The organism is Pantoea latae (assembly GCF_002077695.1).
Classification (GTDB): Bacteria; Pseudomonadota; Gammaproteobacteria; order Enterobacterales; family Enterobacteriaceae; genus Pantoea; species Pantoea latae.
This window is the reverse complement of sequence record NZ_MWUE01000003.1, coordinates 178,674-203,047: the sequence shown is the minus strand read 5'-3', so window position 1 is coordinate 203,047 and position 24,374 is coordinate 178,674. Positions and strand designations below refer to the sequence as shown.

Here is a 24,374-nt window from a genome sequence, read left to right as displayed (position 1 = left end):
ATGAATACATTTGCTTATAGTTCACATATATGAACTCTCTACTCTGCTGGAATAATGATGAGCGAAATTGTACGTTCCGCGGCGCGCGTGCTGGATCTGCTGGAATATTTTAGCGATGGCGAAACCAGGACCAACCTGGCTGACATAGCCCAGACGTTTAGCCTGCCGAAAAGTAGCGCGCTGGGGCTACTGCGGACGCTCTGCGTGCGTGGCTATCTGGAAAAAGATGAGCAGGGGCTTTACCAGCTTAACGAGACGTTCCGCATTCAGGGATTCAGCTGGGGCGGAGCCAGATTGACTCGATTGCTCACCCTCGCACGACCCGTTATGACACAGATGGCCAGCGAGCTGGGAGAAACCATCACCCTTGGCGTGCTGACCGCAGAAGGGAAGATTCGCCTTGTGCATCAGGCGCTCTCCTCTCAGCCGATTCGTTACGAAATGCCGATGTCCACGCAGTTGCCCATACACTGCACCGCTATGGGCAGAATGTTTTTAGCCCTCAAGACGCCGGAAGAGCGCAGAGCGCTGCTGGCGCGCTATCCGCTTTCGCCGTGGACGAAATATACCGTGACCGACAGTGCACAGCTGGAGGCATTAATTGAGGAAGCGGCTGCCAGAAACTACTCGGTTTCTGCCGACGAGGTAGATATTGGCGGCACCGGCGTTTGTACCCCCATTCTTGACGCCAGCGGCGCGCCGCTGGCAATGCTGAATGTCTCCTGCGTTTCCGCGCGCTTCGGCGATAAAAAAAACCTCATCATCAAAGCGGTGCTGGAGCAGGGTCAGCAGCTTGCGGATCGGCTGGCCTCAGGCGGAGCCGCGGTATAAGCCAGGCCTTATCATCGTGCCCTCTGATGATACGAACTTCTTATTTTTAGCCAAAAAATCCTCTCTTCGACCTCTTTTTTAACCAGCCAGTTATAGCGTCATACGTTTTACTGGCGGTTAAAAAACACCTGCCCGTTTATTCTGTGTGATTTTTGCACTGCCTTTCGCGCATAAAAAAGACATTTATTGCTATCGACGCGTCATGACGTTGGCTGGATCCGCCCACTGGATCGCGGTGAAAAACTGTGTCAGGTTAAATTCATATATGAAAACGAGTGTTCATATATATGAACAACGATGCTTTTTCCTGCCGCCCTGACTGAGAGCCTGACTATGAGCCAAGACCAGTTCACCCAGGAGTTAAATCATTATTCAGCCGAGACGCCCGCCCGTCGCAAACGTCGCCAGCTGTTTGCTGCCATGGTAGGCAACGTACTTGAATACTATGACTTCATCATTTTCGCCTATATGGCCTCGCTGATCGCCCGCAACTTCTACCAGGGAGACGGTTCAACCGGCCTGCTCGCCAGTTTTGCGACCTTTGGCGTCGGATTTCTCGCGCGACCGCTTGGCGGCGCCGTTATCGGCCGCATCGCGGATAAATATGGCCGCAGCGTGGCGCTGAAAATCACCATCTACGGCATGGCGCTGGGCACCGTCGGTATTGGCCTGCTGCCCACCTATGAGACGGCCGGCATTCTCGCCCCGGTGATGCTGGTGATCATCCGGCTGATTCAGGGACTGGCCGCAGGCGGTGAATGGGGAACGGCTACCACCTTCGTGGTAGAGTCCGCGCCGACAGGCAAACGCGGTTTGTTCGGCGCGCTGGGGCAGGCCGCTATCGCCTCTGCTCAGCTGGTCACCAGTCTGGTGGTGGCGATAGTGACGGTGATCTTTAGCGAGCAGCAGATGGTGGACTGGGCGTGGCGCATCCCCTTCCTGCTTGGCGTCGTGCTGCTGCCGGTCGGCGTCTATATGCGCCGCAATCTGGAAGAGACGCCGGCCTTTATCGCCGCGCAGGAAGCCTCATCCGCCAGCAAAAAAGTGCCGCTTAACGCCGCGCTGCGCATGATGGGCCAGACCTTCGGCTTTGCTATTATCTGGACGGTTTCCTATTACGTCATGCTTTCCTGGATGCCGACGTTTTTGAATAAACAGGTCGGCTTCAGCCAGACGCAGGCGCTGATCTCTAACGCCATTGCCCTGACGATCATGGTGGCCACCATTCCTTTTTTCGGCGCGCTTTCGGACCGCATTGGGCGCAAACCGCTGCTGCTGGCCTGCTGCGCCGCCTTCGTTATTCTGCCTTATCCGCTATTTTATCTGCTGCTGTCCGCGAAAACCTTTTACGTGGTGCTGGCAGTGCAGATTGTCTTCAATCTGTTTATCGCCGCCTTTTCCGGCGCCGCCCCAGCCGCCTTGTGCGAAATCTTTCCTACCGCTTCGCGCACCACGCTGCTTTCAATTGGTTACAGCCTGTCGACGGCGATCTTCGGCGGTTTTGCGCCCTTTATCTCCACCGGCCTGATCGATGTGACCGGTATGCCGATTTCGCCGACCTTCTACCTGATGCTGGCGGGCGCAGTATCCGGGCTGGTGATCATGCGGCTGCGTGAGACGGCGCGCGAGGCGCTGCGCTAATTTACCGGAGGCAATAATGAGCAACGATATTTTGATTTGGGGCGCTGGAGCCATTGGCGGCACGGTAGGGGCATGGCTTAAACGGGCAGGCTATGACGTCACCTTTGTCGACATTGATGGCGCGCACGTCAGCCGCATCAAGGATCCTGACGCCGGGCTGCATATCATCGGCGTGGACGAGTTTACCGTAACGGCACCGGCGTTTACGCCCGCTGAACTGAGCGGGCGCTGGCGGCGTATCTTCCTTGCGGTAAAGGCGCATCATACGGCGGAGGCTGCGCGGCAGCTGGCCCCCTTTCTGCAGCCGGATGGCTATGTGTTATCTCTGCAAAATGGTCTGTGCGAGTCGGCCATTGCCGCTGTTGTCGGTGAAGATCGCACCATCGGCGCGTTTATTAACTTTTATGCCGACTGGATTGCGCCGGGCGAAATTCACTACTCCAACCGCGGCGCGGCGGTGATTGGCGAACTGCATGGCGAGATGACGCCCCGGCTGGCGGCCTTGCATCAGGACCTGCGCCATTTTGAACCCGACGTGATGCAGTCAGACGCGCTATCGTCGTGGCTGTGGGGCAAGCTCGCCTACGCATCGCTGCTGTTTGCCCAGGCGACAGGGGAAAAGGGCATCGCCGACTGCCTGGCGCGCCGCGATATCCGCCCGGTGCTGACCCAGCTGGCGGGCGAGGTTGTGCAGGTGGCGGACGCATACGCCATTCCGCTGCGCGGCTTTAACGGTTTCGACCCGGAGGCGTTTCGCCCCAACGCCAGCGCAGACCGCATCGATCGCACCTTCGAGCAGATGGTGGCCTTTAATCGGCCCAACAGCAAAACCCACTCCGGCATCTGGCGCGATCTGGCGATCCGCAAGCGGCCCACCGAGGTTGACGGGCAGATGGGCGTGGTGGCCGCGATGGCCGCCGCACGCCACCTTTCCTCTCCCGCTCTGAATGCGCTTATCGCCCTGATCCACCAGATAGAGGCGGGAGAGCGTCCCCTGTCCGATCACAACCTTAGCGAGCTATTGCCATGATGCTGTCATTTGCGGGAAAACGCGTTGCCATCAGCGGCGGCGCAATTGGTTTCGGTCGGGAGATGGCGCGCCAGTTTCAGGCGCTGGGCGCGGAGGTGCACGTTTGCGATATCCGCGCCGAAGCGATGCAGGATCTCTCCGAGGCGGGCATCGCCACCGCGGTTGTCGACCTCTGCGACAGGCAGGCCGCCGCTGGATGGATCGACGCGGTCAGCAGGCAAGGCGCGCGGGCGATCGACGTGCTGATCAATAACGCGGGCGGCGTGGCGGGCCAGCAGGGCAAAGCGATTGCGCAGGTAAGCGACGCCGAATGGGACAGCGTAATCGATATCAATCTGAACGCCACCTTTGCGCTAAGCCGCGCCGTCGCGCCTCTGATGAAACAGGCTGGTCAGGGAAAAATTATCAATATCAGCTCGGGCGCCGCCCTGAAGGCCTCGCTGACCGGCGTGCAGGCCTACTGCGCCGCAAAGCATGCCGTACTCGGGCTGACCCGACAGCTGGCGCACGAGCTTGGCCCCTTCGGCATCAACGTTAACGCCGTTGCGCCCGGCTTTGTGTTTACCAACGACGCCACCAGAAAGCAGTGGGAAAACTTCGGCGAAGCGCGCCAGCAGCAGCTGCTACAGGGCATTGCGCTGCGACGCCTCGGCAGCGTCGAGGATATCGCGCACGCGGCGGTTTTCCTCGCTTCCGACCTGTCGTCGTTTATCAATGGACAAATTATCTCAGTAGATGGGGGAAGTTAAACCTATGCAGCATAGCGAATCTGAACAGCAACCCTGGCAGTGGCCGGATGAAACCTGGCAGCAGAAGGTCAACCACGTGCGCGCCGGCCGGACACTGAAGCCGCGCCGCTGGCCCGGCGATGCACCCTTCGCCATCGCCCTTTCGTTCGACAGCGATCATGAAACCAATGAACTGCGCGAAGGAGGCAACTCCTATGGGCGCATGAGCTGGGGGCAATATGGCACGCGCGTCGGCATTCCGCGCATTGAGGCGATTCTCAGCAGCGCCGGGGTGCCGGCGAGCTTCTATGTGCCCGCCGTCTGCGCGCTGCTTTATCCCGAGGAGCAGGGCAGGCTACAGGCTCAGGGGCATGAAATCGCGTTGCACGGCTGGATCCACGAGCTGAATTCCGTGCTGTCATATGAAGACGAACGGTCGCTGATGCTGAAATCCGCCGATACGCTGGAAAAGGTGACGGGCCAGCGTCCGGTGGGCATGCGCACCCCTTCATGGGACTTTAGCCCGCATACGCTGCGGATAGCGAAAGAGATGGGGCTGCTGTATGACTCGTCGCTGATGGCGGACGAGCACTGCTATGAGCTGCTGCTGGATGGCGAGGCGAGCGGCGTGGTTGAGCTGCCGGTAGAGTGGATACGCGATGACGCGGTCTATTTTATGATGAACCGTTTTCAGGCGCTGCGTCCCTATACTTCGCCGGAGTCGGTGTTCGATATTTTCCGGCGCGAACTGGAGTACGCTCAGCGGGAGGGCGGTTTGTTCCAGCTGACGATGCATCCGCACATTATTTCGCCGCGATCGCGTATATGGATTCTGGAAGAGATTGTGCGGCTGGGGAAAGCCTCAGGCGCCTGGTTCGCCACGCATGCCGACGTGGTGCGCTGGGTGAAGGCGCATTCGGCAGAAATCTGACCATCAGGCTTCAGCCGGGGCGATCGCTGGCTGAAGTCTGTCAGTAGGGCGTTCAATCAGCGAATTTCATTCTCATACATAAACCGTTGTAACCCTCATCTGGCATCGAAATTGCTTAAAGGTTTTACCGCCCTGCGCGTTACCGGATGAGAGAAATGAACCTGAACACCTATAAATATTTCAATGAAGTGGCTGAAACCGGATCTATCCGACGGGCCGCCGACCGTCTGCATATCGCGCCATCGGCGATCAGCCGTCAGATAGCGCTGCTTGAACACAGCCTGGGCGTGACCTTACTGGAACGCACCAATACCGGCATTCGCCTGACGCCAGCAGGCACCCTGTTAGAACGATTCACCCGCAAAATGTGTCGCGACCTGGACCGCATTCATGAATCGATCAAAAACCTGAAGGGCTTACGTGAAGGGGAAGTGAAAATCTGGGTGATCGAAGCGGTGGTTCAGACCATTTTGCCGCGCATTATGACCCATTTTAATGAGCATTATCCGGCGATACATTTCTCGATTAACAGCGAATCATCCGATCGCACCCTTGAAGCGATTATCCGCGATGAAATTGATATCGGTATTGTGTTCAATACGGGCGAGCGTGCGGGCATTGAGGTGATCAAACGCTTTCCTGCACCCGTTCAGTGCCTGGTCTCACTAAAACATCCTCTGGCTCAGCATCGCGCCGTGAGCCTGAAAGAGATCTGTTCCTATCCTGTCGCCCTGCCGGTGTCCAGTTTTGGTATGCGCCAGACCTTCGACAGCGTGACCCGCAGTCTGCATCTCAATCCGCAATCCATTGTGAACACTAACAATCTTGAACTGGCTAAGGCGATGGCGATTGCTGGCCGCACGCTGACGATTGGCCCGGTGCAGATTGCCCGTCGGGAAATTGAGCAAAACACGCTTATCGCCATACCGGTCGATAACGAGGCGCTACAGCGCGCCAACATCGAAATTTGCGTGCATCGCGACCGCTCCCTTTCCTTTGCCGCGCACCAGTTCCTTAAACATATCTGTCAGGAATTTGAGTAGGGCTTTTCCTGCGCCTCCCCACCGTTTCCACAATCGATCTCTGGCGTACCAAAACCGGCAACGCGGCGTGCTGAAGACGGCATTACTTTCGCCCCTGAATCCCGTGGTATCAATGCGTCATCGCGTGATTAAACGCCTGACGCCGTCAGAAAAGAGGGTAGTGAGATGCCGAGCATCATGACTAACGGGATTCAGACCTATTTCGAGAAACAGGGAAAGGGGCCGGTAATCATTTTTGTTTCAGGCCTGGGCGGCACCGCCGCCTACTGGGCACCGCAGGTGGCGTGGTTTGCTCAGGATTTTACCGTGGTCACTTACGATCAGCGGGGCGCAGGAAGGTCAGATCATCCCGCGGGTCCCTATAGCCTCGACACGCTGGCCGACGATCTGCAGGCCTTGATCGCCGCACTCGGGCTGGTTCGTCCCGTGTTAGTGGGTCACTCCACCGGCGGCGCTATTGGTCAGATCCTGGCGGCGCGTCAGCCTGGGCTGTTAGCGGGCATGGTGCTCTATGCCAGCTGGCCCCGTTCCGATTTGCACTTCAACTGGTGCTTCAGAATGCGTCGCGCCCTGTTAGTCGGCAGCAGTCTCGAAGAGTACGTGCATGGCAGCGCGCTTTTTCTCTATCCGCCGGAGCACCTCAGCAAACACGCCGAGCGACTGTCGCCTGCGCTGCTGGCGTCTGCCCGCCATTTTCCTCAGCGCGACGTGGTGCTCAGCCGCATTGACGCCATTATGGCGCATGACGCCACGGCCTTACTTCCCCTGATTACCACTCCCACGCTGGTGGTCTGCGCGCAGGATGACATTCTGACGCCGCCCTATCAGTCGCGCCTGCTGGCGGGCGCAATAGCGGGTGCTGAGTTGACAATCGTGCCTCAGGGCGGCCACAGCTTTTCTGAAACAGAACCCCCGTTGTTTAACCAGATTGCGCTCGACTTTATGACCCGGGTCCATCACGCGAATTGATTTAAGGAGTTAACCATGAATCGTAACGTTGAGTTGGGTGTGTTCCTGCCGGTGGGCAATGGCGGCTGGATAACCTCAACCACCAGCCCTCAGCTACCGGCGACCTATGAGTACAACAAACAAGTCGCCATCCTGGCGGAGCAGCTCGGCTTTGACTTTGCGCTGTCAATGGCGAAATGGCGCGGTTACGGCGGCCCTTCGCGCCACTGGGACGTCACGCTGGAAAGCCTGACGACAATGGCGGGGCTGGCGGAGGCCACCAGCCGCATCGGCGTGTGGGGAACCGTGCATACCATGGTTTTCCATCCGGCGGTGGTGGCCAAAATGAGCGCGGTACTCGATCAGATCTCAAAAGGCCGCTTTGGACTAAACATCGTTTCCGGCTCCAATCCTTCCGATCAGGGGCAGATGGGGTTGTGGATGGATCTGGATCATGCCGAGCGCTACGAGCTGGCTGCCGAATGGCTGACGGTGTTGAAGCGCCTCTGGACGGAAGATCGTGTCGATCATCAGGGCAAGCATTATCAGCTGACCGACTGCATGTCGAACCCGAAACCGGCGACGCCGCCGCCCATTATCTGCGCCGGCGCCTCGGATCGCGGATTCCTGTTCACCATGGAGCACTGCACGGCGAGCTTTATGCTCGGCTCGGATCACGACGACTTTATAAAAACGGGCCTGCGCGCGAAACAGCTGGCGGCTGAGCAGGGCAAGCCCGACTTCAAAACCTACGGGCTGTTCACCATCGTGCCGGGCGCAACAGACGCGCAGGCGCGTGAGCGCGTTGCACGCTATGACGCCGGGGTGGACACCATTGCCCTGGATAACCAGACACGCGAGTACTCCGGCGACAAAAGCTTCAGGCAAAACACCATGGCGCAGCGGTTCGTCTCTCAGGGCGAGCAGCGCAACGCCATGACGCGCGCCGTGCTGGTGGGGTCGCCTGAAACCATCGGCAACAAGCTGGCGGCGATTATCAAAGGCGCGCAGCTTGATGGCGTCACGGTCATTGTGCCGGACTTTATTGATGACCTGCGCACCGTCGGCACCGAGGTGGTGGAGGTGCTGGAGGCGAATGGGGTGTCCACTCACGCCCGCGCCTGGCAAAAAGCAAACCAAAGCTGAACTGCGACCACGACAAGGCTGACGGCGCTGTTCAGCCATTTTAATCATTTCCCCGCGATGCGGATTGCCAGGAGTCGAGCGATGAAACTGAACATGATGTTGGCTATTGGAATAGGCGCGGCGATGAGCTGTGCTGGCGTTCAGGCGGATGAGAGCAAACCGCGGGTGGCGGCGCTCTTCACCCAAACGGTGACGCAAGGCGCGTGGGACACCGCCGGTTATGCGGCCTTTAAGTCAATGGCGGCGCAGGACGGCTTTGCGCCGAGCTATCTGGAACACACCAGCTATGAATCTGCGCCCTCAGTGCTGCGCCAGCTTGCATCAGGTGGCGTGAAGCTGATTATCGCTCACTCATCGGGCTATTCAGCCGCGATCAAAGAAGTGGCCCCGCTATATCCTGCAACCCAGTTCGTGCTCTACTCCTATGAAAACGCTACCGCTAATCTGCCCAACTATTCAGCCTGGTCCGTCGACTGGGACGAGTATGGCTTCGTGCTGGGCGCTCTGGCGGCGGCGGCCAGTAAAAATGGGCATATCGCGGTGATCGGCGGCGAGCCAATCCCCTCCGCTGAACGCACCGTGCAGTTTATTAAAAAGGGGGCCGCCTACGTTAACCCTCATGTCCAGGTGGACTCAGCCTATGTCGGCTCTTTTACCGATGTGGCGCGCGCCAAAGAGATCGCCACCGGCGCGATAGCGCGTGGGGCTGATTTTGTCATCCCCTCAGCGGATACCGCTGACGCCGGCATTCAACAGGCGGCGGATGAAGAGGGCGCGCTCACCCTCGGCTCCTACACCGATCAGTCAAAAACCTTCCCTGACGCCGTGATGACCTCCACGGTGATGAACTTCGATAAGTCCTACGCCGACATTGGCAAACACTTCGTTGAGGGTCAGTTAGGCAATCGCATTATTACCGAGAATCTCGCCACCAACGGCTGGACCCTTGCCACGCCTTTTGCCCATGTCGGAAAAGAGGTGCAGGACAAGGTGTTCAGCATCATCGCCGATCTGAAGGCCGGTAAAATCAAGATCGAGGATTAACGTCATGCCCGCTCCCGTCATTGAACTCGACCACGTTTCAAAGCGCTATCCCAATGGTTTTATGGCGCTGGAAAAGGTCTCTCTCTCCCTTTTTCCTGGGGAGATCCACGCGCTGTTGGGCGAGAACGGTGCGGGTAAATCGACGCTGATGAATATCCTTTACGGCGTACATGAGCCGACCGAGGGCGGGGTGCTGATGCACGGCCGTCAGGTCATCCACCGGCGGCCTGCCGATGCTATCGCTAACGGTATCGGCATGGTCCATCAGCATTTCAGGCTGGTGGCGCCGTTTACCGTGGCTGAGAATCTGGCGCTGGTCGCCCGAGGGGAACGGCAAAAAATGTTTCGACGGCAGAGCGACATTCATGCCTTTATGCAGCGTTACGGCATGGATCTCGATCCGGCGGCGAAGGTCAAAGATCTGCCGCTGGCGCTGCAGCAGAGGGTAGAGATCCTTAAAGCGCTGGTGAATGACAGCCGCGTGCTGCTGCTGGATGAGCCGTCCACTATCCTCACGCCGGATGAGATCGGCGCCCTGTACGACACGCTGCGCCGCATCAGTGAGAAAGGCACCGCCGTGGCCGTGGTCACCCATAACGTGGACGAGGTGCTCGCCCATGCTGACCGCTACACCATTCTGCGGCGCGGCAAGACCAACGGCAGCGGGCTGACCGCATCCTGCACGCCGCATGATCTGGTCGAAAAAATCGTCGGGCGCGCCGTCGCGACCGGCACCCGTATCGGCGCGCGGCGCCAGGCGGGCAAAGAACAGATGCGCGTCACCGCAGCGTATTTGCGTCCGGCCAGCGGATCGCCAGGGCTGCACGATATCAACCTCCAGCTTTACGCAGGCGAGATAACCGGCGTTGCGGGTGTCGAGGGCAACGGACAAACAGAGCTGTTTGAGCTGCTGGCCGGGCAGCGCCAGCCAGAGCGCGGCGCCGTGACGCGTCACAGTGACAGGGTCACTGTTGCGCTTGTCCCGCAGGATCGCCACCACGAGGGGCTGTCGCTTGACCTGCCGGTTTCCCACAACCTGCTCTATGCCAAAATTATGCGGGGCGAATATCTGCGCTGGGGATTGCTGAACCATGCGGCCATCTCTCGCCGCGCGCGGGAGATGATCGCGCAGTCTGATATTCGCACTGACTCCCATGCCACCCCGGCGCGCGCGCTGTCGGGAGGGAATCAGCAGAAAATCGTGGTGGCGCGCGCCCTGGACGCCGCCGCCGCGGTCGTAGTGGTTTATCAACCCACGCGCGGACTGGATATGGCGGCCGCCGAATCGGTACTGATGCGGCTGGCGCAAGCCGCCGATGGCGGCACGACGGTGGTCATCATCTCGTCGAACATTGACGAGCTTATTCGGCTCTGTGACCGCATCCTGGTGATCAATGGCGGCCGCATCACTGGCGAAGTGGCCGGCGAGAGCATGACGCCAGAACGCATCGGCGCCCTGATGACCACTGGGCGCAACCCTTCGCCGCAGGCAGCAGGAGCTGAGTATGTCTGATTCTGTTAAGCCGCTGACCGCGACCAGCATGCCGTTGCGACGAGCGCTGGCTCAGCTTAGCGCCTCGCGTTCCCTGTGGGTGACGCTTAGCGCCTTTGCCGGGTCGCTGCTCGCGGGGCTGGCGCTGATTAGCGCCATGGGGGTGCCGCTGCATGCCGCCGTAAGCGTGGCGGTCGACGGCGCGTTTGGCAACCTTCGGGCGCTGTCGGACACGCTGGTATTTATGACGCCGCGCCTGCTGGTGGCGCTGGGCGCGCTGGTCGCCATTCGCGGCGGCATGTTTAACCTGGGAGGAGAAGGGCAGCTACAGATGGGGGCTATCGGCGCCATGCTGCCTTTTCTGGCGGTCGGCAATATCGGCCCGGGGCTGCTGCCGTTAGCCATCCTCAGCGGCGCCTTGTGCGGCGCGGTATGGGGCGTGATTCCCGCCATATTGAAAATCTGGCGCGGCATCGATGAAATCATCGTTACGCTGATGATGAACTTCATCGCCATCTATAGCCTGAAATATCTGGTGCAGGGCCCCATGCGCCCGGCCGGCTCTAGCTTCAATATGTCCGTCCAGCTGCCAGCAGAGGGCGTCTTTCACACGCTGATTGACGGCACGCGCCTGCATGCCGGCGTATTTCTTGCGCTGCTGATCGCCCTGGCGGTGTGGCTGATGCTCAAACACAGCGCGGCGGGCCTGACGCTGCGCGCCAGCGGCCAGAGTCCGCGTTTCGTTCGTCTGCAGGGCCAGTCTGCCGCCAGAACGATCCTTTCCAGCATGGCCCTGTCCGGGGCGATCGGCGGACTGGCCGGCAGCTTTGAGGTGCTGGGCGTGCAGTACCGGTTGATTGACGGCTTCTCCTCTGGGCTGGGGTTTGAAGGGCTCGCCGTCTCGTTTTTGGCCGGTCTTGAACCGCTCGGCGCGGTCATCGTTTCGATCTACTTTGGCGCCATTAACAGCGCCGCGCTGGCGCTGCAAAGCGCCTTCTCGATTCCCGCCGCGTTAGCCGACGTGCTGGCAGGCCTGCCCATTTTGCTGCTGGCGGTATTGAGCGGCGTGATGCTGGTTAAAGGGAGGCCGGTATGGAATTCAACATTGTAACCCTGGCGCTGTTTCTGGCCGGCGGCCTGCGTCTCTGCGTGCCGGTACTGCTCGCGGCGCTGGGCGAAACCCTTTCCGAACGGGCAGGGGTATTCACCATCGGGCTGGAAGGGCTGATGCTGTCTGGCGCCGCCTCTTCGGCACTCGGCCTGGCGTTCACCGGCTCTCCGCTGCTGGCGCTTGTTGCTGGCGCGCTGGGCGGTTTGCTGGCGGCGGCGCTGCTGGCGGCCGGCACGGTACTGGCTCGCGCCAATCAGATCGTCATGGGCATCGGCTTTAACCTGTTCGCCGCTGGCGCCACCTCGTTGATCCGTCAGCTGTGGCTCAGCGGCGCGCCAGCCGCCGGTTCGATGCGCTCAGTTTCAGTGATGAAACTGCCCTGGCTCTCCGACCTCCCCCTCGTTGGCCGCGCCATCTTCTCGCAAAGCCCGGTGTTCTACCTTGCTGTGCTGACCACGCTGGCGTTATGGGCGCTGTTTCGCTTTAGCCGTGTGGGGCTGCTGGTGCGCGCGGCCGGAGAAAACGCCGCCGCTGCCGATGCGGCGGGTCATTCGGTGCTGGGACTGCGCTTCAGCGCCGCGCTGTTTACCGGCCTGATGGCGGGGCTGGGCGGCGCGTATCTCTGCATTGTGGCCTCTGGCGGCACCTTTGTTGACAACATGACCGCGGGGCGCGGCTACCTGGCGATCGCCATTACCCTTTTTGCGCGCTGGAAGCCCGGCCGCGTGCTGCTGGTGGCAGTACTTCTCGGCTTACTCGAAGCCCTGCAGTTTCAGGGGCAGTATCTCGGCATTGATATTCCTCCCGCGCTGCTGATGGCCATGCCCTTTGTGGTCGCGCTCGTCGCCTGGATCATGATGGGACGCGGCGGCGCAGCGCCAGGGGATTTAGGCCGTCCTTTCCTGCGCGGTTCAGGACGTTAAACCTTTTAAATACGCGGGCTGTCGCCCGACACAGGAGAAGCAAATGAATCAGGCAATCAACCCGGAAGGCTGGATTACTGGCAAGACCGCAACCGGCCTCAACCACCTCAACTGGGGCATCAAAGCCGGTCATCATGTCTATGTCGCCGGCATGCTTTCAACCGATCCGGTTGATGGCGCGCTGGTTGGCGTGGGCGATATTGAAACGCAGACCCGCCGCGTCCTCGACAGCATCAAAGTGGTGCTGGAAGCCGCCGGCAGCAGTATGGATCACGTGGTGATGAATCAGATATTCCTGCGTAATCTGGAGGATTACCATAAATTCAACGACATCTACGTCAGCTATTTCCCGACCCTGTTGCCGGCTCGTTTCTGCGTGAAGCTGGAGATGGTGCGCCCGGAATTTTTAGTCGAGATCGCCACGACGGCGCTTATTCCATCCTGAGCGCAAACCCGCTATCTGGGCCGCAGAAGAGCATGTCTGGCGGCACCCGGTCACGGCAGAGGGTAAAAAGGGTATGAGACTTTCTAGCGAAACCTCACAGACGCCGCCGATTGCTGACGCGTATCGCGGCGGGATGCGCCTGCTGGCAGCCGGCGTTTGCCTGATTACGGCCAGCTGCGACAGTGAACCGGGCGGCATGATCGCCACCGCTGTCACCTCCGTTAGCGCCGAGCCGCCGACGTTGCTGGTCTGTATCAACCGCAGCGCATCCATGTTTACCTTGATCCAGCAGACGGGCAGTTTCTGCGTCAGTGTGCTGACCAGAGAGGCGCTGCCGCTGGTTGATCTGTTCAGCCATTCAGCTCGCCGCGCAGAGCGCTTTCGGACCGGTGAATGGACAACGGCGACAAACGGCGCGCCGGTATGCGCAGAAGCGCTGGTCGCGTTTGAATGCAGGCTGGCGCAGATTGTCGACTGGCACAGCCACGGCATTTTTCTCGGGGAGGTCACGGCGGTGTCGCATCCGCGTCCGGACGCGGCGCCTTTGCTCTATATGGATCGCCGCTTCCGTCATCTTAGTCAGGCGTGAACCGCGGCGTTTTCGTCACCTAAAAATGCCGCATTACTGCGGCATCATAATAACCACGTCAATTTCCAGCATCAGTTCTGGCTCGGCCAGCGCGGCAACCTGAAACAGGGTGCTGCCGGGCAACTCCAGCCCTGAGAAAAATCGCTCCCGCACGGGGTGAATCTCCGATACCAGGGCAAGATCGGTTACGTACGTCGTCGTTTTGACAATAGAATCTCTGGTGACGCCCAGTCCCGCCAGCAACCGATCGATATTGGCATAGACCTGCTCGACCTGCTGCGTCATGTTATTGACGCCCACCACCTCGCCATTTTCGTCCCATGCCACCTGACCCGTGGGAAATACCGGCATGCCGGGCCGGATTTTAATATGATTGTAATAGCTTCTTGCTTTAAGACCGGCTGGATTAACGATGCCCATAGCGCTCCTGAAGGTGTGAATGCAGAAAGACCTTTTTTATCCTATCAGCCGACTCAGCCTACAGGTAATCACATTACAGCGACACGGCGTTGCCGATCCTGCAACGCAGCAAAAGGGCTGACCAGACACGTTTAATCTTCTGTATTGTGAACCCGGTCACTCTGACCAGACACTACTTAAATGGAACCCACTCTATAGTCGTTAATCATTCCGATTATGGTGGGGTCTAAAATGAATAGAAATAAAAAAGCCGCGCGCAGCAGTTTAGCCAAGAACATAACCATGGCATTATCCCTGGCTGTTTATTCACTGGCGGGAAGCGCAATGGCAAATGACGCGATAGATCATCAAACGGCATTAGTGGGAACCTGGACGTCGATTCCCGATGCGCCATCAGAACAAAAACCTGACCATCCCAGTGAAGGGTTATATCGCCTGAAGGTGAACAGCGACGGCACGCTGACGCCACTCGATGTAATCAAAATGAAAAGCCCGTCGTGGATTGTGAAATCCCGCGACGGACGTTTTGCCTATACCACCAATGAAGAGAACAGTGGGGCGGTCACCGCGCTGAGCGTGGATAAAAGCGGCCAGGTGCAGGTGTTGAATAGCGTGGACAGCCACGGCCAGCAGCCTACCCATGCCACTATCAGCCCGGACGGTAAGTTCCTGTTTGTCGCCAACTACTCCGTGGCGAAAGGTGGCGCAGGCGTATCAGTGTTCCCGATCCATCAGGATGGCAAGCTGGGCGAGCAGGTTCAGCAGTTTCCATTTGAGCAGGGATCCGGCGCGGTAAAAGGGCGCCAGGACGGCGGCCATGCGCACTCCACCACCTTTACGCAGGATGGTCAGTTTCTCTACGCCGCTGACCTCGGCGGCGATAAGCTGCACGCCTTTCGCTATCATGCGGATAAAGCACAGCCGCTGGAGGCGGATAGCGCACGCGACGTGAATTTCACGGCCGGTTCCGGTCCTCGCCATATGGTGTTTACGCCGGATGGCAAGCATGCCTATGTCATCACTGAAATGGCCGGTGAAATTGCGGTGTTCAATGTGAATCAGGATCGTCTGGAGCCGGCTGGCCGAATCAAATTAAATTGCGAGAATAGCAGCGCAGAGTATCGCAGCGGCGGCGGAATTATATTAAGCCCGAACGGTAAATATGTAATTGCCTCAAATCGCGGCTCAGATAATAAATTGCTGGTGTTTAAAATTAGAGCAGATGGCATGTTGGGTAAGCCGGTGAGTTATAGCGCTAAGGGTATTGAACCGCGCGCCTTTTCTTTTGATGGCAGCGGTAAATATCTTTACGTGACCAACGTCTTCTCTAACAATATTTCCCTGTTCCATTTCGACCCGAGTAACGGCGAACTGAAAGCGGCCGGGGACGCGGCGAAACTTGCCACGCCGACGGATATCAAATTCTTTAATTAGGGCGGGGAGCGCAGCAACGCGCTGGACTCGCAACGGGCGGCCTTAAGGGCCGCCATCATCAGGCGACTTATCGATGGCTGGCGTACAGGTCGTCAAGGAGAAGAGGGAGCACAAAATCTGCCACAACAGGATGTGCTAACTGCTGAGGAGATGTGATTTAACATAATCATGATTATGCGTACTTAAAACAGCGTGTTCTTCACACCGCATCCGCGCCACGCACCCCATATTAGATGCCCTCCAGCGCCACGCCTGCTCGTCCGCGCATAGCAGAGAGTAATCGCGGTGCCGATATTTACGCAGTGTCTTTTCATCCTTCTGTAAAGTAAGCGAAAATCCGACGAAATCGCTGAATTTCCCTCTGACTCGGCGGTCTTCTCCCGCACACTATTGCCGCAAATAGCGAGCTGAACAGGCTGTTTAGCTCAATGAGATGCGGCGCGGGAAAGCCACTGAAGCAGGCACAGGAAAACGGCAGGCGTATAGCAGATGAAAAAGATGTTAACCGGATTACTTCTTATCGTATCCACCACCGCCTCAGGCGCAGATGATTTTACGCTAAAGGAGATTCATTTTGACGGCCTGCAGCGCGTCGCGCCAGGCGCGGCTCTGCTTACCATGCCGGTGCGCGTGGGCGACCGCGTCAGCGACGACGATGTGCGCCAGACCATTCGCGCCCTGTTCGCGACCGGCAATTTTGACGACGTTCAGGTGCTGCGCGACGGCGATGCGCTGCTGATCAACGTCAAAGAGCGTCCGTCGATCGCCAGCATCTCCTTTTCCGGCAACAAAGCGATCAAGGAAGAGCAACTGCAGCAAAACCTCGACGCTTCCGGCGTACGTGTGGGTAATGCGCTGGACCGCACCACGCTGGCGGACATTGAAAAAGGCCTGGCGGATTTCTACTACAGCCAGGGGAAATATAGCGCCAGCGTCAAAGCAGTGGTGACGCCCCTGCCGCGCAACCGCGTCGATCTGCGCTTTGTGTTTACCGAGGGCGTCTCCGCCAAAATCAAACAGATTAATATCGTCGGCAATCGGGCGTTTAGCTCCGATGAGCTGATCTCCCACTTCCAGCTGCGTGACGATGTGCCCTGGTGGAACCTCACCGCCGATCAGAAGTATCAGAAGCAAAAGCTCTCCGGCGATCTGGAAACGCTGCGCAGCTACTATCTCGATCGCGGCTATGCGCAATTCGCCATCGACTCCACCCAGGTTAGCCTGACGCCAGATAAAAAAGGCATTTATCTCACCATCAATATTCGCGAAGGTGCGGTTTATCATCTCTCTGACGTCAGCCTGCGCGGCGATATGGCCGGACACGCAGCTGAAATTGAAAAACTGGCTGCGTTTCCGGCAGGCAGCCTCTATAACGGCGCGAAAATCAGCGAGGCTGAAACGGCGATCAAAACCCTGCTGGGTCGCTACGGTTATGCCTTCCCGCAGGTTTCTACCCAGCCGGAGATCAACGAGAAAGATAAGACGGTCAGGCTGCACATTAACGTCGACGCAGGCCGTCGCTTCTCTGTGCGTCAGGTGCGCTTTGCCGGCAACGATACCTCGAAAGATGCGGTGCTGCGTCGCGAGATGCGACAGATGGAAGGCGCCTGGCTGGCAAGCGATCTGGTCGAGCAAGGCAAGACGCGCCTCAACCGTACCGGCTTTTTCGAAAGCGTGGATGTCGATACGCAACCGGTGCCCGGCAGCGCAGATCAGGTCGATGTGGTCTACAAGGTCAAAGAGCGCAATACCGGCACCTTTAACGTCGGGCTGGGCTTTGGCACCGACAGCGGCATCAGCTATCAGCTGGGCGTTAGCCAGGATAACTGGCTGGGCAGCGGCAACACCGTCAGCTTTAGCGGCACCAAAAACAGCTACCAGACCTATGTCGAAATTGGCGCCACGGACCCCTACTTCACCGTGGACGGCGTCAGCCTGGGCGGAAAGCTGTTCTATAACGACTACAGCGCGGAAGATAATGACCTGTCCGAATATACGCTGAAAAGCTTCGGCGCGGGCAGCACCCTGAGCTTCCCCATCAGCGAAAACAGCAATCTCAGCAGCGGACTGGATTACGTCTACAATCGCGTCAGCAATATGGCGCCGCAGGTGGCGATGTGGCGCTATCTCGGCTCGCAGGGCGTTAACCCTTCTGTCGTCACGCGCACGGTTGACGATGACGGCACCAGCGATGAAAAGTACACCGCCAACGATTTCTTCTGGAATATCGGCTGGAACTATAACTCGCTCGACCGCGGCTTCTTTCCCACGTCGGGTCTGAGCGCCGGCTTCAACACCAAAGTGACGATCCCGGGATCGACCAACAGCTATTACAAAAGCACCCTCAGCGCCAACGCCTATTTCCCGCTCAGCAGCGATCATCGCTGGGTGGTGATGGGTCGCGCCAAAGCGGGCTATGCCGACGGGTTGGGCGGAAAAGAGGTACCCTTCTACGACAACTTCTATGCGGGCGGCTCTACGTCGGTACGCGGCTTCTCCTCTAACACCATCGGGCCGAAAGCCGCCTATTATCGCTGCAACGGATCGGAAAGCAGCTACGCCACCTGCCCGGTGAAATCGTCGAGCGACGCGGTCGGCGGCAATGCAATGGCGGTGGCGAGCGCAGAACTTATCATGCCGACGCCGTTTATCGGCGACCGCTACGCCGACGCACTGCGCACCTCGCTGTTCGTGGACGCCGGTACCGTCTGGGATACCGGCTGGCAGAACACCGCAGAGACGCGTGCCGCAGGCATTCCCGACTACAGCGATCCAGGCGAAATTCGCGTATCGAGCGGCGTCGCGCTGCAGTGGCAATCGCCGCTCGGCCCACTGGTGTTCTCCTATGCGCTGCCGCTTAAAAAATATAGCGGCGATAAAGCAGAGCAATTCCAGTTTAATATCGGGAAAACCTGGTAGCCTTTATTTCGCAGGAATAAGACGCCGCACTTTTTTACATTATCCTTAAAAAGAGAGTACAGAATAAATTATTCAGCCGGGTAAAATAGTCAAGGTACGGTACTCAAGGAAAGAGCGCCTGCCACATCGTTATTATGCGTATTAAACTCTATTGTTGACGCCACCCGTTTGGGTGGCTTTTTTATTTAGCTTTCACGCTGTGCTGCGGGTATTGCATTTCAAATTATTTAAATGCAATAATCCCCTATTCATTCTCAACCGCCATAAAATGAAATGAAAATTAGCGCCCTGACTGAACGGCTTGCGCAAAAAATCGTGGGTCTGATCGACACCGGCAAACTGGTGCCCGGCGCGCATCTCAGCGTGCCGAAGCTGGCCGAAACCTTTGACGTTTCGCGCTCGCCGGTGCGCGAAGCGCTGGTCTATCTGGAGCAGAAAGGTGTTCTGCAGCAAAAGCTTAACCGCGGATTTTTCGTCAGAGAGGACTACGCGCCGCAGCAGCACGACGCGCCCGCGCCCGCCGACGGCAGCGATCTGCCGGAGTATTATCAGCTGGCGGAAGACTGGCTGCAGGACAATATCGAAGCGGAAGTCACCGAACTCTACCTGATGAAACGCTACAACCTGACCAAAAGCCAGCTCTCGACGCTGCTGGCGCGCGGCATCAGCGAGGGCTGGGTAGAGCGCAAGCAGGGTTACGGCTGGCGTTTTCTGCCGGTGGCGAAAACCAAAGCGGCGCTGGAAAACATCTTCAGCTTTCGTATGGTGATTGAGCCGATGGCGATTCTGGAGCCCACCTTCAACGCGCCGCAGGAGAAAATCGACGAGATCCGCCGCGAGCTGGAGATGCTGCTCGACAACGGCATTGAACGCCTCTCGCCAAAACAGCTGCAGCTGGCCGGCTACCGCTTTCACGAGACGGTGATCGGCTTCTCCAACAACCCCTTCTTTGAAATCTCGCTGCGCAACGTCAACCGCATGCGTATGCTGATGGATTACCGCATCATGGACGATCGCAGCCGCTACTACGCTGAGGTCAACGATCATATGCGCCTGCTGGCGCTGATTGAGTCGGGACAGCGTATCGAAGCCTCCTACATGATGAAGCAGCATCTGGCGGTGGCGCTGGAAAATAAAAAAATGCGCCGTATCAGCGCGGAAGCCTGAAAGCAAAACGGCTCATTCCCTGAGCCGTTTGTTGTTATGCCGCGGTAGAGTAGATGGGATAAAGCCCCAGCAGCAGGCCCGAAGCCAGAAAGATCATGCAGAGCAGAAATGCCCACTTAAAGGTGTATTTCTGATGGTCGCTAAATTCGACGCCTGCCAGCCCCACCAGCAGATAGGTTGAGGCCACCAGCGGACTGAGCAGGTGCACCGGCTGTCCCACCAGCGAGGCGCGGCCGATTTCAATCGGTTCGATGCCATACGCTTTCGCCGCTTCCGCCAGCACCGGCAGCACGCCATAGTAAAAGGCGTCGTTCGACATGAAAAAGGTGCCCGGCAGGCTGATCAGCGCGGTGATCGGCGCCAGATAGGGTCCCCACGACTGCGGCAGAATAGCCAGCAGCGAGCCGGACATCGCCGTCACCATGCCGGTGCCGGACAGGATCCCGGCGAAGATGCCCGCAGCAAGAAAGATCGAGGTCTGATTAAGCGCCGCCGGCGCATGGGCGGCGATACGCTGACGCTGCGCATCCAGATGGGGATAGTTGATCAGCAGCGCCAGCGCGAAGGCCACCATAAACAGCACCGACAGCGGCAGCAGCTCCATCACCAGCGACGCCATCAACAGCAGCGTCAGAGCGGCGTTCAGCCAGAAGAGTTTCGGCCGACGCAACTCTTCGTTCACCTCATTAATGGCGGGCAGATAGCTCTCCGCGTCCTCTTCCACCACCGAACCGTCGGCGCGGGTCTGAATGCTCAGTTTGCCCAGGCGACGTCGTTCGCGAATGCCGATATACCACGCCAGCACCAGCACGCCGACAAAGCCGCACACCATCGACGGGATAAGCGGTATAAACAGATCGCTCGACTCCACCTTCAGCGAGGCCGCCACGCGCGCCAGCGGCCCGCCCCACGGCAGCAGATTGGTAATGCTGCCGGCGAGGAACACCACGCAGGTTAATGAGAGCGGATCGAGGCGGATGCGTTTGAACAGCGGCAGCATCGCGGTAACGCAAATCATATAGGTGGTGGAGCCGTCGCCATCCAGCGATACCATCGCCGCCAGCACCGCGCTGCACATTACCGCTTTCACCGGATCGCCATTAATAATTCGCAGGAAGAAGCGAATAATGGGATCAAATAAACCGGTATCGAACATGGTGCTGAAATAAAGAATGGCGAAGATCACCATAATGGCGGTCGGCGCGACTTTCTTTAATCCTTCAATCATCATCTCGCCCATCTCGCCGCCAAAACCGGCAATTAACGCAAAGATAATAGGAATAATTGTCAGTGCGACCAGAGCAGAAAGCTTTTTAGTCATAATCAGGATCATAAAGACCACGATCATGCCGTAACCCAGCAAAGAGAGCATAAGAGCCTCCGGCGCCCTTATAAATAAAGGCGCGAGTAAAGTTGTCGTCGTTATATTTTTTACAGCGCGGGAAAATTAACTCATATGCATACCGCCGTTGACGGAGAAATTCGCGCCGGTGGCGTAGCCCGATTCATCGGAGGCGAGCCAGGCGCAGATTGAGGCGATTTCCGACGGCGATCCCAGGCGACGCACCGGGATCTCCTGCACGATTTTATCGATCACCTGCACCGGGGTGACGGTTTTCAGCTTGCTGGTGGCGAGATAGCCCGGCGACACGGTATTGACGGTGACGCCGCGCGCGGAGACTTCGCGCGCCAGCGCGCGGGTAAAGCCGCGCACCGCATATTTCGCCGTGGAGTAGTTCACCTGCCCGACGGTGCCAATTTGCGCGTTAAGCGAGGAGATATTGATAATGCGACCCCAGCCGCGCGACATCATGCCGTCGATCACCTGACGCGTGACGTTAAACAGTGAATTCATATTGGTATCGATCACCGCCTGCCACTCCTGCGGCTGCATATCGCGAAATAAGGCGTTTCGCGCGGTGCCGGCATTATTGATCAGCACATCGACTTCACCGATCTCCTGTCGGATCTTGTCAAAGGCCTTAACGGTAGAGTCCCAGTCGGCCACATTGCCTTCAGAGGCGATAAAATCGAAGCCCAGCTTTTTATTATCATCCAGCCAGGTCTGTTTTCTTTTTGAATTGGGGCCACAGCCGGCAATGACTTTGAATCCATCTTTAGCCAGCCGACGGCAGATTGCCGTGCCGAGACTGCCCATTCCAGAGGTGACATACGCGATACGTTGGGTCATACCCTTACTCCCAGATGCATTTTTTTAACATTCGTTCACTTCGCATTAACAGTAAGCGGTGTACCCGCTTTTTCTGCAATCTGCCCGCGTCGAAAATGTGAACAGGATCGGCTAATTTATGCTTTTAAAGATATGTAAATGCAATAATGCAATCTGGCACTCAAAAGTGCTTTGAGAAGCTGGGCACGTTTATCAGCGCTGAAAGCCAGTCTTTTCCGGTTTTTTTACTAAATTTACAGGCTGCTGTGAGGCTCGTCACAGGATGATTAATGCACTTGTATTAACATAAATGCATTAATTCGGGGGGGTTGCATGACATTTGCCTATGTGGGTTGTCGAACGTCCGCCTGGCGCGGCGCGCGTGGAAAAGGAATCGAGGTCTATCAGGTGCTGCCAGATGGCGAGTGGCGGCTTATTCAGCGCGTCGAGTCGGTACAGGAGAACCCGTCATGGCTGACGCTGGATCCGCTTCGCCAGCGTCTTTACGCACTGCACGGCGACGGTGATGTTGTTGCGGTCTGGCAGCGCAATCCCGAGAGCGGCCTGTTGAGCCTGCTGATGCAACAGACCACCGGTCCGCGTCATTCACACCCCGATCTCGATCCGCAGCGGCGCAATAACCCGGTTGGCGCGGCGTTGACGCCTGATGGACAGCATCTGCTGATCGCCAACCATGAAGCGGGCAATATTGCGGCGCTCGCCATTGATCAACATGGGTTGCAGCCGCCCCACTCGCTGGCGCGCATTCCCGGCTATCCCGCCGCGCACGAGGCGCCGGAAAGTTTCTCTCGACCCCATGAGATTGTCTTTGCGCCCAACAGCGATCTGTTCGCCGTGCCGATACAGGGACGCGCGGCCGGCAACGGCATCGATATGATCCGGCTCTATCGCTGGCATAAAAATGAAGCGCGTCTGCTGGATGAAATCAGGCTCGCGCCCGGCAGCTGGCCGCGGCACGTCGACTTTCATCCCAGCGGAAAATGGCTGTACGGCCTGAGCGAACTGAGCAGCACGCTGACGGTACTGGAGGTGGATGCCCAGCGCGGCGCGCTGAGGCTAAAACAGACGCTGAGCGCGCTGCCGGAGGGCTATGCGGCACGCAGCGACGCCAGCGAGATTGAGGTACATCCTGGCGGCCGTTTTGTCTACGCGGCGAATCGCGGTCATGACAGCATCGGCGTGTTTGCGGTGGATGCGCAGACGGGCACGCTCAGCGTGATTGACTGGGTGGCGTGCGGCGGCAAAACGCCCCGCTTTACCGCGCTCTCCCCCGACGGACGCCGCTTCTTTAGCGCCAATGAGGAGTCCGATACCATTGAGGTGTTTGACGTCGATGCGCAAACCGGCCTGCTGCGCAGGCGTGGCCAGACGATCGTCACGGCCAGCCCAACCTGTCTCTGTTTCGCTAGCGCAGCGTAACCACGCTGCCTGACCCCTCCTCCTCCTGACCGCGTCTGTTGGCGGCGGTCAGGCTTTCAATCAGGGTTTTTACCGAGGGCGACGCCAGCGCATGCGCCTTGACGCCCACCAGCAGCTCCCGCTTCGCCCAGGGCTCCGCCAGCGGAATCGCCCGCACGCCGCGGTGCAGCGAGGCGGGCGCAATCTCATTCACCGGCAGGATGGCGATGCCAAGCTGCTGGCTGACCAGCTCCGCCATCGAGACAAAGCTGCTGACGCGCAGCCCGATGCTCAGCGTTCTGCCCAGCCTGCGCGCCTCGCGTTCCAGAATATGGCTGACGGCGCTGTCGCGGTGCGGCCCGACAATCTTCTCATCAAGCAGATCGGCCAGCTGCAGCGAAGCGCGCGCCGCCAGCGCATGGCCGTGCCACACCAGTACGGAGAGCTGATCCTGCTGCCACGGCCAGACGTCGATGCCGGACGCGGGCGTCCAGCTGGAGAAAATACCGACATCGGCGTTGCCCTCCAGCAGCCCCTGCACTACGCCGACGCCGGTCTGCTCTTCAATATCGATATCGGTTTGCGGATAGTGCGTCAGAAACTGGCTGATGGCGCGCGGCAGACAGTGCATCAGCGCCGCGGAGATCGTGAAGATGTGGATATGGCCGCGGATCCCTGCGGCGTAATCGTTCAGCTCCTCTTCCATCTGCTCCAGATTGCGGAATATCTGACGCGCGTGATAGAGCAGCGAATGGCCTGCTGGCGTCAGCTCGATGCCGCGCGGCAGGCGCAGCATTAGCTGCGTGCCTACCTGCTGCTCCAGTTCGGCGATGCGCTTGCTCACCGCCGAGACCGCAGTATGCTTGCGCCGCGCGGCGTGGGTCAGGTTTTGCGTTTCCGCCACGGCGACAAAGAGAGATAACGAGACCAGATCGTAACGCAT

22 protein-coding genes are annotated in these 24,374 nt (G+C 58.5%); 18 read left to right on the top strand and 4 right to left on the bottom strand.

Annotated elements, in window-relative coordinates:
* The first annotated feature begins 87 nt into the window (after window positions 1-87).
* The 14 genes from B2J69_RS01105 to B2J69_RS01040 all read left to right on the top strand — a co-directional run bounded on the left by B2J69_RS01105 (window position 88) and on the right by B2J69_RS01040 (window position 13,902).
* On the top strand, window positions 88-831 hold the full coding sequence (locus B2J69_RS01105) for an IclR family transcriptional regulator (protein ID WP_236722674.1): 744 nt from the start codon (window positions 88-90) through the stop codon (window positions 829-831).
* Window positions 832-1,164: 333 nt separating this feature from the next.
* Window positions 1,165-2,472, top strand: a complete 1,308-nt coding sequence (locus tag B2J69_RS01100; RefSeq protein WP_081135311.1) for an MFS transporter — start codon at window positions 1,165-1,167, stop codon at window positions 2,470-2,472.
* A gap of 16 nt (window positions 2,473-2,488) precedes the next feature.
* Window positions 2,489-3,502, top strand: coding sequence for a ketopantoate reductase family protein (locus tag B2J69_RS01095; protein ID WP_081135048.1), 1,014 nt, complete (start codon window positions 2,489-2,491; stop codon window positions 3,500-3,502).
* Window positions 3,499-4,251 carry an SDR family NAD(P)-dependent oxidoreductase gene (locus B2J69_RS01090; RefSeq protein WP_081135044.1) on the top strand — a complete coding sequence of 251 codons (753 nt, stop codon included), beginning with the start codon at window positions 3,499-3,501 and terminating at the stop codon, window positions 4,249-4,251. Before B2J69_RS01095 ends, B2J69_RS01090 begins: the two co-directional genes overlap by 4 nt.
* A 4-nt stretch (window positions 4,252-4,255) precedes the next feature.
* A complete protein-coding gene (locus tag B2J69_RS01085) occupies window positions 4,256-5,161 on the top strand; it encodes a polysaccharide deacetylase family protein (protein WP_081135039.1) in 906 nt (301 codons plus the stop codon).
* A 155-nt stretch (window positions 5,162-5,316) separates the two neighbouring features.
* The gene (locus B2J69_RS01080; protein WP_081135035.1) at window positions 5,317-6,204 is read left to right on the top strand and encodes a LysR family transcriptional regulator; all 888 of its coding nucleotides are present in this window, start codon (window positions 5,317-5,319) and stop codon (window positions 6,202-6,204) included.
* A 177-nt stretch (window positions 6,205-6,381) separates the two neighbouring features.
* Window positions 6,382-7,173: an alpha/beta fold hydrolase gene (locus B2J69_RS01075; RefSeq protein WP_236722673.1), complete on the top strand. Its 792-nt coding sequence runs from the start codon at window positions 6,382-6,384 to the stop codon at window positions 7,171-7,173.
* 15 nt (window positions 7,174-7,188) lie between these two features.
* Window positions 7,189-8,298: an LLM class flavin-dependent oxidoreductase gene (locus tag B2J69_RS01070; RefSeq protein ID WP_081135026.1), complete on the top strand. Its 1,110-nt coding sequence runs from the start codon at window positions 7,189-7,191 to the stop codon at window positions 8,296-8,298.
* Between the two features lie 81 nt (window positions 8,299-8,379).
* Window positions 8,380-9,342 (top strand): BMP family protein, encoded by a 963-nt coding sequence (locus tag B2J69_RS01065; RefSeq protein WP_081135022.1) that lies wholly within the window; start codon window positions 8,380-8,382, stop codon window positions 9,340-9,342.
* Between the two features lie 4 nt (window positions 9,343-9,346).
* Window positions 9,347-10,855, top strand: a complete 1,509-nt coding sequence (locus B2J69_RS01060) for an ABC transporter ATP-binding protein (RefSeq protein ID WP_081135018.1) — start codon at window positions 9,347-9,349, stop codon at window positions 10,853-10,855.
* On the top strand, window positions 10,848-11,945 hold the full coding sequence (locus B2J69_RS01055) for an ABC transporter permease (protein ID WP_081135013.1): 1,098 nt from the start codon (window positions 10,848-10,850) through the stop codon (window positions 11,943-11,945). The genes B2J69_RS01060 and B2J69_RS01055 overlap by 8 nt, the downstream gene beginning before the upstream one ends.
* Window positions 11,927-12,868, top strand: coding sequence for an ABC transporter permease (locus B2J69_RS01050; RefSeq protein WP_081135008.1), 942 nt, complete (start codon window positions 11,927-11,929; stop codon window positions 12,866-12,868). The genes B2J69_RS01055 and B2J69_RS01050 overlap by 19 nt, the downstream gene beginning before the upstream one ends.
* 43 nt (window positions 12,869-12,911) lie before the next feature.
* The gene (locus B2J69_RS01045) at window positions 12,912-13,313 is read left to right on the top strand and encodes a RidA family protein (protein WP_081135003.1); all 402 of its coding nucleotides are present in this window, start codon (window positions 12,912-12,914) and stop codon (window positions 13,311-13,313) included.
* 73 nt (window positions 13,314-13,386) lie between these two features.
* The gene (locus tag B2J69_RS01040) at window positions 13,387-13,902 is read left to right on the top strand and encodes a flavin reductase family protein (protein WP_081135000.1); all 516 of its coding nucleotides are present in this window, start codon (window positions 13,387-13,389) and stop codon (window positions 13,900-13,902) included.
* A 33-nt stretch (window positions 13,903-13,935) separates the two neighbouring features.
* Here B2J69_RS01040 and B2J69_RS01035 read toward each other — a convergent pair whose 3' ends face one another.
* Complete coding sequence (locus B2J69_RS01035; protein ID WP_081134998.1) at window positions 13,936-14,322, bottom strand: RidA family protein; 387 nt, start codon at window positions 14,320-14,322, stop codon at window positions 13,936-13,938.
* 231 nt (window positions 14,323-14,553) lie between these two features.
* On the opposite strand from B2J69_RS01035, the gene B2J69_RS01030 reads away from it, so the two are divergent.
* The 3 genes from B2J69_RS01030 to B2J69_RS01020 all read left to right on the top strand — a co-directional run bounded on the left by B2J69_RS01030 (window position 14,554) and on the right by B2J69_RS01020 (window position 19,842).
* Complete coding sequence (locus tag B2J69_RS01030; RefSeq protein ID WP_236722672.1) at window positions 14,554-15,756, top strand: lactonase family protein; 1,203 nt, start codon at window positions 14,554-14,556, stop codon at window positions 15,754-15,756.
* A gap of 489 nt (window positions 15,757-16,245) precedes the next feature.
* Window positions 16,246-18,675, top strand: a complete 2,430-nt coding sequence (gene bamA, locus B2J69_RS01025) for an outer membrane protein assembly factor BamA (protein WP_081134992.1) — start codon at window positions 16,246-16,248, stop codon at window positions 18,673-18,675.
* 273 nt (window positions 18,676-18,948) lie between these two features.
* The gene (locus B2J69_RS01020; protein ID WP_081134989.1) at window positions 18,949-19,842 is read left to right on the top strand and encodes a GntR family transcriptional regulator; all 894 of its coding nucleotides are present in this window, start codon (window positions 18,949-18,951) and stop codon (window positions 19,840-19,842) included.
* 34 nt (window positions 19,843-19,876) lie between these two features.
* Here the strand turns inward: B2J69_RS01020 and B2J69_RS01015 are convergent, their stop codons facing one another.
* Both B2J69_RS01015 and phbB read right to left on the bottom strand, forming a co-directional pair.
* Window positions 19,877-21,214 carry a CitMHS family transporter gene (locus B2J69_RS01015; RefSeq protein ID WP_081134986.1) on the bottom strand — a complete coding sequence of 446 codons (1,338 nt, stop codon included), beginning with the start codon at window positions 21,212-21,214 and terminating at the stop codon, window positions 19,877-19,879.
* A gap of 75 nt (window positions 21,215-21,289) precedes the next feature.
* The gene (gene phbB / locus B2J69_RS01010; protein WP_081134983.1) at window positions 21,290-22,033 is read right to left on the bottom strand and encodes an acetoacetyl-CoA reductase; all 744 of its coding nucleotides are present in this window, start codon (window positions 22,031-22,033) and stop codon (window positions 21,290-21,292) included.
* 312 nt (window positions 22,034-22,345) lie between these two features.
* Between phbB and B2J69_RS01005 the strand changes: the two genes are divergently transcribed.
* Window positions 22,346-23,452: a lactonase family protein gene (locus B2J69_RS01005; protein ID WP_081134980.1), complete on the top strand. Its 1,107-nt coding sequence runs from the start codon at window positions 22,346-22,348 to the stop codon at window positions 23,450-23,452.
* On the opposite strand, the gene B2J69_RS01000 is transcribed toward B2J69_RS01005, so the two are convergent.
* Window positions 23,439-24,374 (bottom strand): LysR family transcriptional regulator, encoded by a 936-nt coding sequence (locus B2J69_RS01000; RefSeq protein ID WP_081134977.1) that lies wholly within the window; start codon window positions 24,372-24,374, stop codon window positions 23,439-23,441. The two genes, B2J69_RS01005 and B2J69_RS01000, sit on opposite strands and share 14 nt — an antisense overlap.